9 protein-coding genes are annotated in these 16,734 nt (G+C 64.6%); 3 read left to right on the forward strand and 6 right to left on the reverse strand.

All coding sequences use genetic code 11. The annotated features are described in order from the left end of the window. Positions 1-66: 66 nt before the first annotated feature. The 3 genes from HY058_03460 to HY058_03470 form a co-directional block, all read right to left on the reverse strand. Positions 67-540, reverse strand: a complete 474-nt coding sequence (locus HY058_03460; GenBank protein ID MBI3496344.1) for a chemotaxis protein CheW — start codon at positions 538-540, stop codon at positions 67-69. 32 nt (positions 541-572) lie between these two features. Beyond that, positions 573-2,813, reverse strand: a complete 2,241-nt coding sequence (locus tag HY058_03465; GenBank protein ID MBI3496345.1) for a chemotaxis protein CheA — start codon at positions 2,811-2,813, stop codon at positions 573-575. Positions 2,814-2,936: 123 nt separating this feature from the next. After that, on the reverse strand, positions 2,937-3,293 hold the full coding sequence (locus tag HY058_03470) for a hypothetical protein (protein MBI3496346.1): 357 nt from the start codon (positions 3,291-3,293) through the stop codon (positions 2,937-2,939). Between the two features lie 398 nt (positions 3,294-3,691). Here HY058_03470 and HY058_03475 point away from each other — a divergent pair, with 398 nt between their 5' ends. From HY058_03475 to HY058_03485, 3 genes are all read left to right on the forward strand, one after another. Continuing rightward, entirely contained in the window at positions 3,692-4,513 is an 822-nt protein-coding gene (locus HY058_03475; protein ID MBI3496347.1) for a hypothetical protein, read from the forward strand. Positions 4,514-4,621: 108 nt separating this feature from the next. Next, positions 4,622-4,915 carry a hypothetical protein gene (locus tag HY058_03480; protein ID MBI3496348.1) on the forward strand — a complete coding sequence of 98 codons (294 nt, stop codon included), beginning with the start codon at positions 4,622-4,624 and terminating at the stop codon, positions 4,913-4,915. 156 nt (positions 4,916-5,071) lie between these two features. Further along, positions 5,072-5,443: a hypothetical protein gene (locus HY058_03485; protein ID MBI3496349.1), complete on the forward strand. Its 372-nt coding sequence runs from the start codon at positions 5,072-5,074 to the stop codon at positions 5,441-5,443. Between the two features lie 50 nt (positions 5,444-5,493). On the opposite strand, the gene HY058_03490 is transcribed toward HY058_03485, so the two are convergent. From HY058_03490 to HY058_03500, 3 genes are all read right to left on the reverse strand, one after another. After that, positions 5,494-13,029, reverse strand: coding sequence for a PAS-domain containing protein (locus HY058_03490; GenBank protein MBI3496350.1), 7,536 nt, complete (start codon positions 13,027-13,029; stop codon positions 5,494-5,496). Between the two features lie 123 nt (positions 13,030-13,152). After that, positions 13,153-15,039 carry a response regulator gene (locus tag HY058_03495; protein MBI3496351.1) on the reverse strand — a complete coding sequence of 629 codons (1,887 nt, stop codon included), beginning with the start codon at positions 15,037-15,039 and terminating at the stop codon, positions 13,153-13,155. Positions 15,040-15,111: 72 nt separating this feature from the next. Then, the gene (locus HY058_03500; GenBank protein MBI3496352.1) at positions 15,112-16,194 is read right to left on the reverse strand and encodes a protein phosphatase CheZ; all 1,083 of its coding nucleotides are present in this window, start codon (positions 16,192-16,194) and stop codon (positions 15,112-15,114) included. Positions 16,195-16,734 lie beyond the last annotated feature (540 nt).

Raw genomic sequence — 16,734 nt, forward strand, 5'->3', positions numbered from 1 at the left:
GGCCGCCCTAGGGAATGCCGCGGCCGGGCGGCGGTTCAGCTCGATCCGCCGGTTCCGGCCCGCCGATCAGGCGGCCTTTTCCATGAGCAGGCCGCCGATGATCCGCTCGACGTCGAGAATGACCACGAGACCGGTGTCCAGGCGATAGACGCCCTGGCTCAACCCGGCCCAAGCCGCGTCCATGTTGCTGGGGTTGCGCTCGTAGGCGCTCATTGCCATCCCGCGAACTTCGCCGACGGCATCGACCACCAGCGCATAGGGTTCGCCGCGGAAATGCACGACGACGTTCATGCTCTTCTGCCCGGCGGGTCGATCGGGCAGCCCCATGAGACGCCGCGCGTCGATCGCCGTCACGATCCGACCCCGGATGTTCATCACCCCGGAGACCTCACCGGTCGCAAGCGCCACCTGCGTCATCCGTTGCTCGTTCAGGATGTCGTGGACGGCCAGGATCGGAATGCCAAATTGCTGATCGGCCAGGGATACCGTCACGTAGTCTTTGACCTGTTCGGTATCGATGCTGGAGAGCGAGTCTGTCATGGCACAAAGGCTCCTTGGAATGCTTGCCTCAACTACTCGGCCGCCATGCGAAATGCCTGGCTCTCCTCCGGCATGGCGGAGAGCGGCAGGGAATCCGCAAAGGCGCGGCTCACGAAGTGCTCAACGTCGATGATCTCGGTCGCCTTACCGGCGATGACCGCGGTTCCGAGCATGCCCAGCCGCTTCGAGGCGAGCTTGATGTCGAGCGGGGTCTCGACGATGTCGAGGATCTTCTGCACCACCAGGCCCATCGTGCGTTTCTGGTCGCCGAAGACCAGTACGGACAGGTTCCCGGAGGTCGGGATCTGATCGCGCGGATCGATCGTCGTGAGCGGCATGAGCTCGTCGCGGTACTGCACCACAGGCGCGCCGTCCACGATCTCCACGCGGCTCGACTCGAGCTCTTCCAGCCGGGCGACCGAGCCGAGCGGCACCGCCTTGGGGGCGGGGTCGGACTCGGTCTGGAACAGGATGAGCTGGGCGATGGTCCTGCCGGAGCTCACTTGTGCTGCCTTCGAGTCGCGAACCTCCTCCTCGCTGGTGGTGCCGCCGATCGTGGAGGCGAGCCCATTGGGGTCGAGAATCATAATGACGCTGCCATCGCCGAGAATGGTGTTGCCGGCGTAAACGGTGAGGGCGCGCAGGATCGGCGCAACCGGCTTCACCACGATCTCCTCGGTGTCGTAGACGCGGTCGACGACGATGCCGAAGCATTGGCTGCCGACTTGGGTTACGACGATGAAGCCGCCTTCCAGCTTCGACTCGTCCTTCAGCCCGAGCACGCGGCCGAGATCGACGAGCGGCAGCAAGCGGTTGCGCAAGCGGAACACCGCAGCCCCGTGCAGATGCTCGATCTGTTCCGGCTTGGCACGAACCAGCGCGGAGACGGCGATCTGCGGAATGGCGAAGCGCTGGCCGGACGCGGCCACGATCAGCGCCGCGACGATCGCCAAGGTGAGCGGGATCTTGATCGAAAACGCAGTTCCCTTGCCTTCCTCGGAAGCGAGCTCGATGGTGCCGCCGATGCGCTCGATGTTAGTGCGCACGACGTCCATGCCGACGCCGCGGCCGGAGACCGCCGTCACCTTCTCCGCGGTGGAGAATCCCGCCTTGAAGATGAAGGACTGGATCTGCTGGGGGGTCATCTGGGTTGCGGCGGCCTCGGTCACCAGGCCATTCTGGATCGCCTTGCGACGAATCTTCTCGACCGGCAGGCCGCGTCCGTCATCCTTGACTTCGATAATGATGTGGCCGCCGCGGTGAAAGGCGTTGAGCGTGATGGTTCCGGTCTCCGGCTTGCCGGCCGCGAGGCGGTCTTCCGGGCGCTCGAGGCCGTGGTCGGCCGAATTGCGGACCATGTGGGTCAGCGGATCGCGGATCAGCTCCAAGACCTGGCGGTCGAGCTCGGTCTCGGCGCCGTTCATCTGCAGGTCGATCTTCTTGCCGACATCGACCGTGAGGTCGCGCACCAGGCGCGGCAGCTTGCTCCAGGCATTGCCGATCGGCTGCATGCGGGTCTTCATGATCCCCTCCTGCAGCTCCGAGGTGATCTTCGAGAGGTGCTGGAGAGGCACCTGGATGGCCGGGATGTCCTGGCTGCGCAACGCCTGCAGCAGCTGGTTGCGAGTCAGCACCAGCTCGCTGACGGTGGTCATCAAGCCTTCCAGCAGCTCGACTGCGACCCGGATGGATTGATTGGCGACCGCGCTCTCGCGCACGCTCGAGGTCTCGCTGCCGGCGGCTTTGCTGTTCGGCTCGACGGGCTCGGGCTTGGTGGCCGCGTTCGGCGGTGCGGCGGGCGTCGGATCGGAAACGGGCTCGGCCTCGGCTTCGGCTCCTGCGGCGGGCGCCTCGGCCGACGGAGTCGCGACGGCGGCGGTCTCCGCCGGGGTCTCGCCCTTGTAGATCGCGTCCAGCCGGGCGATGAGGGCGGCATCGTCGCCCTGCGGCTCGACGCCGTCAGCCTGCTCGATGGCCGCCAAGATGCCTTTGATGCGATCCAAGGATTCGAGCACGACGCCGATCGAGGCCGGAGCAGCCGTGAGACTGCCCTCGCGGAAGCGTCCCAGCACGTTCTCGCCCGCATGGGCGAGCTTCTCCAGCCGTGGCAGGCCTAGAAAGCCGCACGTTCCCTTGATCGTATGCACCAGCCGGAAGATTCGGCCGATGAGATCCGCGTTGCCGGGATCCTGCTCGAGGGCGACGAGGTCGTTGTCGACCTGCACCATGCTCTCGGCGGTCTCCGTCAAAAATTCCCGGATCAAGTCGTCCATGATTGCGCTCCCTCTAGACGCTGGCGTTCCTGTGCCGATGTCACGACGATCATGGCTGCCCGGTCGGGCGCGTCATATCAGACGAAAGTATGAGGCTGGATCATTGGTCTGCCGCGCCGGCGCTCAGATCGCATTCGCGATGACGTGGAGGTCGTCGGGGTCGAGCGCATTGCCGTCCTGGTCGATCGGGCAGGGATCACCCCCAACCATCGCTTTTACGACCACCCTGGCGGCCAGCTCCCAAGGTAGATTCTTGATCTCCTCGATCATCTCGTCCCGCCCGCGGTAGAACATGTAGTGGTCGGGCTCGCGCTCGGAGCCGGTCTCGGCCGATCGGGGGGCATAGAGCCATGCCTCGTAGCATTCGACCTCTCCGAGCAGGCCCCAGGCGAGGCGATGGACCCCGGCCGATCGGGGCATCTCCGCCTCGATACCGCGATCTTCGGACCCGCCGGCAAGGCGGGGCGGGGAGATGGTCATTCGAAATCTCCTTAAGAGCCGTTTCCTCGCACCCTCCGAGTGAAACGGGCCCGATCTCGCAGGGAGCCTACCGGGGTCGCGATCGTCTCGGTATCAGCCGAAAGGTGGAGGGAGTGCGGGAGCGTCTGCCCGGAGGCTCATACTTTTGTCTGATGGTCCGGCATTGCCCGTCCGCATAGGGTCCGGCTTGTGACACAAGTCACCGGGGATGACCCATGGACACATTGCTAGACGCCGACAGCCTGGATGCGAGCCCGCTCGCCGAGATACCGGCGCCCAAGGAAGCAAAGCAGCCCACCGAGTTCACCTTTCGTCATCCCGTATTCGCGATCAAGGGCTCGTATTTCAGGCTGGCCCGCGACGACTCGACCCCCGTCTATTACGTAAATCTCGGCGACATGCAGGCCGCCATTCCCATCGCGCGGTTGACAGGGTCCTTCGACATTGCGGAGGGCAGCCCGGACATCGAGCTGCTGGCGATTGTCGAGAAGGGGCTGCGGTTCGTCCGCGAGATCCGTCCGGGCGACACGGTGCCCTCCGAGCTGCTGGACGGCTCGGCGTCGTGGACCGTGACCAGTCGACACCTCGAAGCCTCGCAGGCGCGGTTCTCGATGCAGCTTGTCTCCTGGCTCAACGGCAAGCAGCTCGACACCCTGGACGGGCACGCCTTCGCCGACATGCTCGAAGACCCCGAAGTCAAGGCAAAGGTGCAGCACGCGTTCGGCGCGATCGCGCAGAAGCTCGGTCTCGATTCGGATCGCAGGCAGGAGGTCGTGGACAAGATCGACCAGCTCGTCCGCGAGTTCTCCTATATCGAGGCCTTGCGCAGCCGTTCGTTCAAAGTGAAGCGGATCTCCTCGAATCTGCGTTCCCTCGGCGCCACCTACAAGCGGGAGCGGTCGATCTACGAGGAAATCGGCCGCGCGCAATCTTTGATCGGGATTCCCGTCAGCAAGCTCGGTTCCCTCTTCGACCAGATCGACGCCAACACCGGCGAAATCCTTTCCTTGCTGCGCAAGCATGAGGAGACGATCGAATACATTCGCCGCATGCGCGACGACCTGCATCAGCAATTGATGCGCTGGGACGAGCTGATCGCCGCCTGGGATGAGGTAACCATCGAGCGCAGCGCCGACAACGAGCGGCGAATCCGCCAGACCTACCGCTTCGTCGCCCGCTACTTCCCGCAGACCTCCGATTGGTCTCTCTCCATACGCTGACGGGATCGTCGGGAGATCATGATGTTGACAGCCGTAAAAGAGTTTTTTTACGCCAAAGACCCGGCGCCACCAGACCGACGGTCCGCGGAGATGCGCCAAGCGCCGCGCGTGCCGACGCCTCCCCAGTGCGTCGTCAAGATCGACAGCAAGATCTATCCGTTGCGCAACTGGAGCACGCTCGGGTTCCTGGCCGGATCCTATGAGGGCGATCTCATCGTCAAGCAGCGCATCAAGCTTGCCATCGCCGTCCGCCAGGACCATTTCAACATTGCCTTCGACGCCGAAGCGGTCGTCGTCAGGATCGAAGGCGGAGAAATCGCCGGCCGCTTCATCTTTCTGCAGCCGGAGAAGCGACGGGAGATCGAAGCCTACTTCGTCCATTATGCTCGAGGCGGGCCGTAGTGGGGCCACCGAGCGGAGACCGGGCTCGAACGGCGCTGCCTTGCTCCTCGCGCAACGAAATTACGTGGGGGCGCCTTTGTGCAGACGCCTTCGCCAGGCTGGTATAAGCTAGCGTCGTCGCCGTTTGCACGCAGACCCCTGATCCAGAAGCGATCGATGACCGTGCCGACCGTGAACAATACAACTGCATCGGTTCCGCTGGCGCCGTCGCCTTCGCGGTCGGCCGAGCCTGCGGACGGTGCCGCCGCAGCCGGTCAGCGCCCCAAGCTGCGCCCGGAGCAGGAAATTCGCGCAAGCGACGTCATCGCCCGCTTCACCAATGGCTATATCGACGAGCGGAAGGCAATCGAGCATCTGACGGCAATCGGCCTCAGCGCCAACGAGGCGGCGGCTCGGCTGCAGCACGCTGTGCCCCACAGCAAGCCCAGCACGGGCGAGATTGGCGAAGTGCCGTTGCCGAAGGACGCAAGCCCCACGCCTCGCCTTTCCGTCGATGCGCTGCTGACCGCACAAAACGCCCGTGGCTGAGCCGGTCCGCGCTCGTCGCGAATCGTTCGACGCGCGCCGACGGCCGACCATCAGCGCCGGCGGCGCGCCGCCTCGGCCGTCGCCAGGACGACCCTGATCCGGTCAACCACGTCCTTGGGCGCAAATGGTTTGCGGATGATGCCGACGACTCCCGGCGGCGGATTGCGGTCATCCAGCACCTTGGCTGAGAAGGCCGTGCAGATGAGCACGGGCATGTCGGACCTGAGCGCGTGCGCCGTCTCGGCCAGCATCGTTCCGGTGACGTTCGGCATGGTCTGGTCGGTGACGATCAGGTCGAAGCCGGCAGGATCTTCCTTGATCCGCGCCAAGGCCTTGGTCGAGTTCAAATAGGCTTCGACCTCGAAACCGGCTCGCAGCAGCGTCATCTCCAGGAGCTCGCAGACGTGCTCCTCATCGTCGACCACCAGGATGCGGGGCGCCTGCTCGCGCGCTTCCCGGGACTGCCTTTCCATTCGCGTCAAGCCGACCGCCACATCGGCGGCAAGCGCACGCAAAGCGCCTTCCTCGCTTGCGGGCGAGGCTCCGGAGGCCGCCACCATCACCGTCGTCACGGCCGGGGCGGCAGTTTCCGCCGCCTTGCCATTCGGTATCGTCTCGGCGCTCAAAGGCAGCAGCAAGTTGAAGCTCGTACCTTGTCCCTTCTTCGAGCGCACATGCACGGCTCCGCCGTGGCTCTCGACGATGCCGGCCACGGAGGGGAGGCCCAAGCCGGTGCCGGTACCGGCAGGCTTGGTGGTGAAGAACGGCTCGAAGATATGAGCGAGGACATCGGCACCCATCCCGCTACCGGAGTCGCAGACTTCGATGCGAAAGTGCGGGCCTTGGCTCAGCGTACCGCGCCATAGCTCGGCCGCGCCGTCGGCATGCTCGTCCATGATGTGGTGGAGAGGGCTCGACTCGATGTCGCGTTTGCGCAGTTCTTCGGCCCGCGAGCCATCCACCTCGATCCGCTCGAGCTTCAACGTGACCGTGCCGGGCTTTCCTTCCAAGGCGTGACTGGCGTTGAGGCAGAGATTGATGAGCGCTTGCTCCATCCTGACCTTGTCATGGAGGACCAGACTCTGATCGGGCGGGGCTTCGATGTGCAGCGCCGCACTGCTAGGCAGCGAAATCCGGGCGAGCTTGCCCGCCTCGCGCACGGTGACGGCGAGATCGCTGCACTCGAAGGCTCCGGATTTTGCCTTGGCGAAGTTGTTGAGATTGTCGACGATGGCGCGGCCGCGCGCCGCCCCCTCGACGATGTTGGCGAGCGAGCGATCGAGCGGGGCGATCGCATCGGCCAAGATGCGGAGCGATTTCCGCGCGGCCTTGGGATCGCCGACCGGCAGCTTGTCGACGAGCGACCGGGCGACGCCGACCTGGCCCTGCGACAGCGAGGCGAAGCCCATGACCACGGTCAGCATGTTGTTGAAGTCGTGGGCGACGGTTCCGGCCATGGTGCCGATGGCTTCGGCCTTCTGCGCTTGCAGGAGTCTTTCCTGCACGGCCATGCGGTCGGCCGCCTCGCGGCGCTCCAAGGTCACGTCCTGAGCGATCAGGAGCCGGTTGCCGCGCTCGGTATCCAGCAGCTCGAAATGCAGCGTTCGGTCGCCCGGCAAGTTCGCCTCGACCGCGGTCGTGCCGGCTGTCAGCAAGGCATCGGCCATGTCGTCGGGCGCCTGCAGCATCCGCAGAAGCGCGGCCAGGCTCGAGCCTTGCACCGGGCCGCCGCTCTGGCTATCCAGACGGTCGATGAGCTCCGCCATCTTGAGAAAGCCGTGGTTCCAGAATATCGCCTTGCCGTCGCCATCGAGGATGACGAGCGCGGAGGGCAACGTATCCATGACCGATTGCAGAAGGAAGCTACGCTTGGCGAGCTCCGCCTGGCTCAGCCGTTCGATCTCCGCCAGCGAGCGCCTGAGCTCGGTTTCGATCTGCCTTAGATCGGTCACATCCGAGATCAGATTGACGATCTCGCCGCTCCTGGTGCGCGACACCGTGTTGCGGAGATGGCGGCCGTTGCGGGAGATCTCATGGGGGATGCCGCTCGCGTCGCGATGCGGCTTCAGGCGCTCTTCCAGCCAAATCGCCGGATCGCCCTCGTTCGGGTCCTCGCCTCCGCCGCCGGATTTCCAAAACAGCTGGGCCAGGTCGACGAAGGTCAGACCCGGGGTTATGTCGATGCCGACGCGGGCGAAGCCCGTGCGGAACGCTTCGTTGAACAGCACCAGACGATCGCTGCGATCATAGAGCGCGAACCGATCGGTCATTGCGTTGATGGCCTCCATCAGCCGTTCCTCGGCGCGCCGGAGATCGGTCACATCGACCGTCAGCCGGACGGTCTCGCCACTCAAGGTCCGGAACGCCATGCTGCGGAACTGGCGATCGCCGCGGCGAATCTCGAAGGATTCGCCGGAAGCCTCGCGGTGACGGCGCAATCGATCCTCGAGCCATTGCTCCCGGCTCATGCCCTCGGCGGAGACGAGGCCGTGCTCCCAGAACCGCTCGCACAATTGCCGGTAGGTAATGCCATGATGAGATTCCGGTCCGATCGGCGCGATCTCGCGGGCGTAGGCGTCGTTGTAGAGAACCAGGCGGTCGTTCTCGTCGTAAAGTGCGAAGCTTTCGCCGAGCGAATTGATAGCCTCCAGAAGACGTGACTCGGCACGCCGAAGGTCGGTGATGTCGGTTGACAAGCGGACGGTCTCGCCGCTGCTCGTCCGGGACGTCTTCGAGCGAAAATTGCGGCCTTTCCGCCGGATCTCGATCGGCTTTCCGGAGCCCTCTCGATGCCGCCTGATGAACAGCTCCATCCATGCGTCCTTGTCCATGCCGTCGTCCGCGGCCATTCCGGCGTCCCAGAAGGCTTCGCACAACTCCCGATAGCTCATTCCCTGGCGCAGGGCCGGGCCGGCGGCGGCGAGCTGACGGCGGTAGGCGTCGTTGTAGAGGACGAGACGATCGTTATTGTCGAACAGCGCAAAGCCGTCTCCGATCGAGTTGATCGCCTCGACGAGACGCGACTCGGCTCGGCGTAGATCGGTCACGTCGGCCGTGAGCCGCACGGTCTCGCCGCTCGTCGTCCGGTAGACCATGTTCTGGATATAGCGGCCATCGCGGACGACCTCGTAGGGAATGCCGCTCGCCGCACGGTGCAATCGCATCCGAGTGGCAACCCACTCCTCCACATCGGCGACCCCGTCGGTGAAGGCCTCGCCCGATCGCCAGATACAGCGGAGAACCTGCTCAAAGGTCAGCTCCGGCGATACGACGGCGCCCAGCCGTATAAGCTCCTCGCGATAGGCCTCGTTGCAGAGAACCAAGCGGTCGTCCCGGTCGTAGAGTCCGAAGCGGCCGGTCATGGCGTTGATCGCCTCGACCAGGCGTTCCTCGGCCCGGCGTAGATCGGTGACGTCGACGACGAGCCGTACTGTCTCGCGGCTGCGGGTCCGGAAGGCCATGCTGCGAATACGATGGTCCCCGCGGCGGATCTCGAGCGGCTGGCCGGTCGCTTCCCGATGTCGAGTGAGGCGATCCTCCAGCCACGCTTCCTTCTCCATGCCGTCGACCTCGGCGCCGCCGCCTTCCCAGAATGCTTCGCATAGCTCCCGGTAGGTCATGCCGATGCGAAAGGCCGGGCCTGCCGCCTCCAAAGAGCGGCGATAGGCATCGTTGTGCAGGACCAGGCGGTCATTCTCGTCGAAGAGGGCGAAGCTGTTATCCAGCGCGTTGACCGCCTCGATTAGGCGCGTCTCGGCGTGTCTCAGAACAGTCACGTCGGTCGTCAGCCGCACCGTCTCACCGCCCTTGGTGCGGAACGCCCGGTTCTGAACGTGGCGCCCTGCCCGATACACCTCGTAGGGCTCGCCGGTCGCCTCGCGATGCGGCCGCATACGGAGCGCAACCCACCCCTCTTCATCGGCGATCCCGTCGCCAGTCGCTCGCCCTGAGCGCCAGATGCTGCGCAGGATCGCCTCGAAGGTCAGATCGGGCGTAATCTCGACGCCGATCTCATTCAAGACCTGCCGATAGGGCTCGTTGCAAAGAACTAGACGGTCGTCGCGGTCATACAGCGCAAACCGGTCGGAGATCGCATTGATCGCCTCGACCAGGCGCTCTTCGGCGCGCCGAAGATCGGTGATGTCCGAGGAGAGGTAGAGAGTTTCGCCGGTGGGCGTGCGCGTTTCGCTCACGCGTCGGATCTGCCCGGGACGGCGAACCTCGAAGGGCCGCCCGTCGGCAGCACGGTAGAGCGCCTCGCGCTTCTCGAACCATTCATCGCGGGTCATGTTGGGCGGAACCAAGATCAAGCCCGAGTTCCAGACGGCGTTGCTGACATCCCTGCGGGCAACTCCCGGCGCGACTGTGTCTGCGATCGGCGCGAACTCCCGCATGGCCGCGTCATTGTAGAGAACGAGCCGTTCGTCGGCGTCGAACAGCACGAAGCTGTCGCTCATGGCGTTGATCGCCGTCTGCAACCGCTCCTCGGCGCGCCGGAGGTCGGTCACATCGATGGACAGGCGCACGGTCTCGCCCTGGCCGGTCCGGTATTCCGTCACCCGGAGCACGCGGCCATTTCGCCTGACCTCGATCGGCTGTCCATCTGCGGCATGGTGCTCGGCCATGCGCTTGTTCAGCCATTTTTCCCGGGTTCTTCCGGACGTGGCCGGCACCACGCCGGCGTCCCAAAACTTCCCCAGGATCTCCTCGTAGGTCGTGCCCGGGACCACATTGCCGACAAAGGACAGCAATTCGTGATGGCACGCCTCATTCGCCATGACCAGCCGATCCTCGGCATCGAACAAGGCGAAGCTGTCATTGAGCACGCTGACCGCATCGTGCAGACGCTTCTCGGCCTGCTTGATGGCGCTGATATCGGTGTGGGTGATGATAAATGCGCCATCCCCGGTGCGCATGCGTCTCGCTTCGATCGAGCGTCCGTCCTCGAGCTGCCATATGCGTGTTCCCGGCTTGAACGCGCCCGCGGCATTGGCGCTCGCGCCCGGGGCACCATAGCCGGTCTCTCGGAAGAGCGTGTAGGCTTGATCATGTGTCATCGCTCGCTGTAGGAGCTCAGCAAAGCGTGGAAACAGCCGGCGGGTGGACGCGTTCCAAAGCACCAAGCGTTGGTCGGAATCGAACAGCAGGATCGAACTATCGAGGCCATCGACGAGATCGCTGAGCTGAACCTGCGCTTGGCGCAGCTCGGTGATGTCTTGGTGCACGAGTATGAGTTTTCCATCCTCCGTCCGGGCGCTGGTGACGCGCGCGATGCGGCCGCTTGGCGTGCGCAGCTCCACGGTGGCCGGCGTGCCCTCCCGCAGATCGCTGATGCGTCGCTGCTTCCAACGAGCGGCCTCGGCGTCGGTGAACGGGTCACCATCGGGATGCCGAAGAAGATAATGGTAACCGGGCATCGTGACCCGCTCTTCGATGGTCTTGCCGATCACGTCCGAGCTCGACAGCTCCGGATACATGGCGAAGTAGAAGTCATTGGCCTCTGACATACGGCCATCGCCTTCGCACAGTGCCACGCCCACCGGCATGAGCTCGAACAGCTTTCTCAGCTTCTGCTCGGCATCGCGCAGGTCGGTAATGTCGGTCGTGCGGCGCACGGTTTCGCCACCGCGGGTGCGGAACACGGCGTTCCGATAATGTCTGCCAAGGCGCGTGTACTCGACGGGGACTCCGGTGGCGGCACGGTGCGCGTTGATTCGGACCTTGAGCCATTCTTCTTTGGTGCGCTCGCTTCTATTCGCGATGCCAGCCTCCCAGATGGCGTCATGAATCTCCAGGAAGTGGCGGCCCGTTGTCACCAGGTGAGCGATGGGCGCCAGCTCGAGACGATAAGCCTCGTTGAAGATCGCCAGCCGGTCGTCGCGGTCGTAGATCGCCAGACTATCGTCGAGGGCGTTGATGCCGTCGATCAGGCGCTCTTCGGCTTGGCGTGTCTCGGTTATGTCGAACCCGACCTGAACCAAACCGCCTTCGCTCGTGCGCGCGGTGAAGAGCCGCAACAGGCGGCCGCTCTTGGTGCGGGTCTCGACCGTGTCCGGCTGCGCCGAGTTCAAGCTCCTGAGCCGGTTTGCCACCAGGGCCTCGAGCTCGGCATCGGATGGCTGACTCTGCGCGGGCTGCGTGCTCCACCACAGCCGAACATGCTCCTCCAGTGGCATGCCGGGCACATAGATGCGGTCCACATCCGTGCCGGTTCGTTCCCGTGTCGCCTTGTTGATCATGGACAGGCGCATGTTCCGGTCGAACATGACGATGCCGGCGGGAATATTGTCGATCGCATCCTGCAGCCTTGCCTCTGCCTGGCGCAGATCGGTGATGTCGTGGTGGACCTGGATAAGCCGGCCGTCGGTGGTTCTGGCGCTGATGAGACGGCTGATCCTGCCGCTCAGCGATCTGACCTCGCACTGGTCTGGGATACCGGCACGAACCTGACCTGCCCGCCGCTCCTGCCACTCTCGGCGCTCGGCGGCGCTATAGGGCCGGCCGCCCGGGTGGTTGAGGATATAGGTGAACTCCAGAGCCCGGATCCGCTCCGCCGCCGTGGCGTTGGCGAACGCATCGCGCTCGATCTCGGGATACATCGCGAAGAATTGCTCGTTGGCCTCGGCCAGCCGTTCGTTGGCGTCGAAGACGACCAAGCCCACGGGCAGGATCTCGAACAGCTTGATCAGCTTCTGCTCGGCCTGGTGGGTGCTTTCCTCGGCGATGCGGCGCTCGGCGATCTCCACTTGGAGATGTGCCGTGCGCTCGGCGATCCTCTGTTCGAGCTCTTCATTGGTTCGCCGCAGCGCCTCCTCGGCCTCATGCTGCTTCGTCACGTCGCCGAAGGAGCCGACCATGCGCGCCAGCCTTGCGTCCTCGGCGTAGACCAGCCGGGCCCGTTCCGCGATCCAGCGCCAGGTCCCGTCGCTGTGGCGCATGCGCATGGAGGCGGAGAAGAAGCGCGAGTGCTCGCTCTCGGCCTTGAGGAGGAGCGCCCGATACGAGGCGAGGTCATCGGGATGCATGAGCGCGAAAAACCGCTCTCTCTGTCCGTTGAGAGCGTCGGGGCCCAGGCCCAGGATCTCGTGCGCGCGGGTCGAGCACCAGCTCGAGTCCTGGCGGCAGTCGTGATCATAGATCCCCTCGCGGGTCGCATCGATGATCAAGCCGTCGCGCTCGACTTCGGCGCTGAGCGCGGCGACCGTGCGGATCTCGGCCTCGAACCTGCGGGTGAGATCGATGTAGGTGGTGATGAGGCCGCCGGAGCGGGTTCGATATTGCCGGCGAAGAAGCCTTCGGCCATCCCTGAGGTTCCATTCCTCCCGGCTGGCCCCGTCGGCACCGGGGGTGAATGGCCTATTCAGCGGGACATAGCCCGCTCTCGCCTTGGATCGGTCCCGTTCTTCGGCGCTTATTCCGCGCTGCAAACTTTCCGCGGCTTGGGGAAAGTATTCGGCCGCCGCCCCATTCCAGTAGACGAGACGGTTGTCGGATCCATAAACCGTGACCGCCATGTCGAGCGCATCCAGCGTCTCGCGCAACATGGCAGGATCGACCTCATCAGGTCGCAGCTCGGCTTGGTCCATTCGGGACTCCAGTTGCTGCTCCGTCGGCTCAATGCCAATGAATGACCGCATTGAACGCCTGTTTGCAGCTTTTGTCGAAAATACCGGCAGGTATCCGTCGGAGGCGCGCGCGGGAGAGCGCCATCACGGGAGTGGCGCCGGCGGGCGTGCGCCGGTTAATTTAGCAATTTCCTGCTGTAGAATCACCGGTGGCATGGGCTTGCGTAAAAAGATGTCGGCACCGCCGGCATAGGCGACGTCTTCGGTCACCGCATCGGTCGAGCCGGTATAGAGCGCGCAGCCGATGTCGGGGCGGCGCCCCTTGATCAGCCGGATCAGCTCGACCCCGCGCATGCTGGACGTGCCCTGGTCAGTCATCACCGCATCCCAAGCCTGCGGATCGGCCTCGAAGACGCTCCAGGCTTCGGCTCGGTCGCGGCAAGCGCGCACGCGCATGCCGATGCGTTGCAAGGTCATCCCTAGCATCTCGAGCACGACCGGCTCGTCGTCCACCAGGAGAACGCGCGCGCCGCTCGCCCGCCAAGACGCCTCCGCCGTGCCGGGACCGGCTGGCGCCAATGGCTCAATCGGCAAGAAGATCTCAACGGTGGTGCCCAGCCCCGGCGCCGTGGTTAGACGAAGCGCGCACCCGGCATCGAGCACCACCCCATGCACCACGGCCAAGCCGAGTCCGGCGCCTTTTCCGGTGGATTTGGTGGTGAAGTAGGGGTCGAAGATGCTTCCGAGCAGTTCGGGTGCGATCCCTGCGCCGGAATCCTCGACGGTGAGACACACATGAGGCCTCGCCGGGTTCAGCTGTCCCAGCAGAAGCTGGTGCTGCCCGGTCTCGAGCGTCACGACCATGATGCGCTCGGCCGTGGTCAGCGGCGCGGCTGCGAGCTGTCGGCATGCCGGGCCATGCGGGTCAACCCGCGTCAAGGACAGCCTGACCGCTCCCTCGCTCCCGCCAAGGGCATCGCCGGCATTGGCACCAAGTGCCAGCACGAGTTGATTCAGCTGCGAAGGCGCGATCAAGACAGTCTCGTTCTTGACCTCGATTGCGCTCTCGAGGTCGACCGTGGCCGGCAATGTCGCCTTCAGGAGCGGAACCAGCTCGGCAATGACGTCTCCGATCCTGACGACTTCGGGAGTGACGCTGCTGCGGCGCGCGAAGGCTAGAATGCGTTCGACAAGCTGCTTGGCCCGGTTGCCCGAATGGAGGATGCGCTCGGCCAGCTTGCGCTTGCTTGGATCGTGCTTGAGATCCTCCTCCAAGAGCGCGGCAAAGCCGATGATCGACGTCAGCAGATTGTTGAAGTCGTGCGCAATGCCGCCTGCGAGGTGACCGAGAGCGCTCATGCGATCTTGCTGAAGCTCGCGCGACTTGTCGATTTCAGCTTCGGTGATGCCGGAAGCCATACAGCGATAGCCGCGGAACGCTCCCGTATCGTCGAAGATCGGCGCGCCGCTGCTGCGGATCCAGTACTGCCTGCCACCGGGCAAGACGATGGGAAGGTCAATGTTGCGGATCGGCTTGCGTCCGCCGATTGCAGCTTTGAGTTCGGCCGAGCTCTTGTTGTCGGCGGTCGATGCACGCAAATCGTCGGTTTTCAGGCCGATGAGATCCGATGGCTGTAGGCCGGCGATCTCGCAGATTCTGGGCGCGACATCGGTGATCGCCAGCTCGGAGTCGAGCTCGAAGTAGACTTCGCCGGTGGCTTCTAGCGTATCGATGAGCTTGCGTCTTGTGTCCTCGAGCCGTCGTTCCTCTTCCCGGTGGCGCCGCAGCACCGCGCCGAATCGCCAAGCAGTGATGACAGCGACCGTCGTAACGGCGAGGCCGATTCCCACGGTCCAATCAAGGCATTGCTGCCAAAGCATGACCGCCGCTGCCGGATCCGGTAGCGCGACCACAGCCCCGTATTCCAGCTGCAGCGAGGCGGCGATTGCTGCCCAAAGCAGGCCTAGGAGGGCGGCTGTGGTGCCGAAGAGCTTTCTGGAGCATCGGTCGGCAAGAGTTGCAACCGACATGGCAGACCCTCTGGTGGGCGGCGCCTCGCTTTCGCGCGTGCGCCGCTCGAGCCGTCGATTGGCGCGGTAGGCTCAGTTGAAAAGTGCATCGATGCTCGACTGGTCGAGCTTGGCCGCGCCGGGGGCGCCGCCCGCGGTGATGCCGTTAGCGGGTTTCGCCGGGACGGGTGCCTTCGCAGCGGGCGCTGCGGGTGCCTTCGCGGCAGGCGCTACGGCTTTGCGCGGCAGGGGGGCGGCCTTGGGCTTGACGGCCTTGGCAGCGCTGCCGGCACCATTGGCGGCGATCGTCGCTGCCAAGGCATCGTCTCCGGCCGCCTTGGGCGGGCTGCCGCCGTCGCCCAGGGCGGCTCCGAACAGCGCGTCGACGGCGTCCTGCTCCAATCCCTTGCCCGGCATCTGCGGTCCGTTCAGGAGGTGTGCCTCTTCGTGGTTCACTTCGACGAGGTCTTCGCCTGAGCGTGGCTGAGTCGAAGTGATGCCGGTGTGCAAACCTCGCTCGGGCGTCGAGTCCTTCTGACTGTCCCACATCGAGACCATGGTGTTCACCCGCTGCTCGATATAGGCCATCGTGGCCACCACTTTGGCGATCCGCTGGCCGGTGATGTCCTGGAACGAACAGGCGGTGAAGATTTCCATGCAGCGATTCTCGAGCTCTTGCCGCTGCACGTCCGAGCCGCCGAGCTCGCCGGAGAGCTCCTGGATGCGCTCGGCCGCGCTCAGGATCTCGGAGGTCGCGCGCTCGGTCGACGCGACGATTTCGTAGAGCTCTTCCGTGGCGCCGTTCAGGCGCGCTCCCGATATCGGGTTGCCCTTGCCGACGATCGCCGCAATCTCTCCCTTGCTGCGCTCGATATGGTCGCGCAAATCCCGCAAATCATGGTGCAGCAGATCGATTCCGGGCATATCGGAGCGGGCGTGCTCGCGCGACTGGAACCACGTCTGAAACTTGCCGACGAGGCGCCGGACCTGGTCGCTGGCGATGACGCTGGCGCGCTGGTCGCGCATCCTGAGAAATGCCCGGCCGCGCACGCTGGTCGAGATCGTCTCTTCGATCTCGAGATATTCGTCGTCGTCGAGCGTTGGAATCTGCGACATCGTGCGTCTCCCGAGGCATGCCATGGCCTCATTAAGCCGCGTTGCGGCGCCCGCGGCCATCAATCGAAAGTATGAGGCCTCGATTCTGCCAAGCCCTTGAGTTGACTACGTTCTAAGATCGAGCGTGCCGCCGAGATCTGTTCCTGCAGCCGGTGAAGTCGCTGCTAACATGCATGAGCGGCTCGGCGATCCTAGGGGAGTGCCGTCTATCGATGCGTGCATTTGCCAAGAGTGGTTCCAAGACGTCTCGGCCGATATCCCTCGAAAGCATGAGAAGCCAAGAAATCGGCGTTCCAGGCCCTCTCCTACTTTCGGCTGATGGATTGCGTCGCCGGGCATTGCGAGAAGAACGACGACGCCCTGGCGCCTATGCTTCTGGCCTCCGCGGCCTAGCGATCACCGTCAAGGCATAGCGCGCGGCCGAGCGCGCGCGCTGCAATTCTCTGGCTCATGCCTGCCTCTGCCTCGATTCGAATGTCTCCGGGGCGGCCTCGCTTTCGTGGCCCCTGGCTCTCGTCCAGGACAAGGCCATTGGCAATGCGGCCGCGGCAACGGCTCAGCCTCATACTTTCGTCTGATACTCCTCGACCGATCCTCCCC

The sequence above is a fragment of the Pseudomonadota bacterium genome (assembly GCA_016195085.1).
Lineage (GTDB): Bacteria > Pseudomonadota > Alphaproteobacteria > SHVZ01 > SHVZ01 > JACQAG01.

Coding starts and splice junctions, on each gene's coding strand:
- HY058_03460 (MBI3496344.1), bottom strand. CDS start 540: ATGACAGACTCGCTCTCCAGCATCGATACCGAACAGGTCAAAGACTAC.
- HY058_03465 (MBI3496345.1), bottom strand. CDS start 2,813: ATGGACGACTTGATCCGGGAATTTTTGACGGAGACCGCCGAGAGCATG.
- HY058_03470 (MBI3496346.1), bottom strand. CDS start 3,293: ATGACCATCTCCCCGCCCCGCCTTGCCGGCGGGTCCGAAGATCGCGGT.
- HY058_03475 (MBI3496347.1), top strand. CDS start 3,692: ATGCAGGCCGCCATTCCCATCGCGCGGTTGACAGGGTCCTTCGACATT.
- HY058_03485 (MBI3496349.1), top strand. CDS start 5,072: ATGACCGTGCCGACCGTGAACAATACAACTGCATCGGTTCCGCTGGCG.
- HY058_03490 (MBI3496350.1), bottom strand. CDS start 13,029: ATGGACCAAGCCGAGCTGCGACCTGATGAGGTCGATCCTGCCATGTTG.
- HY058_03495 (MBI3496351.1), bottom strand. CDS start 15,039: ATGTCGGTTGCAACTCTTGCCGACCGATGCTCCAGAAAGCTCTTCGGC.
- HY058_03500 (MBI3496352.1), bottom strand. CDS start 16,194: ATGGCCGCGGGCGCCGCAACGCGGCTTAATGAGGCCATGGCATGCCTC.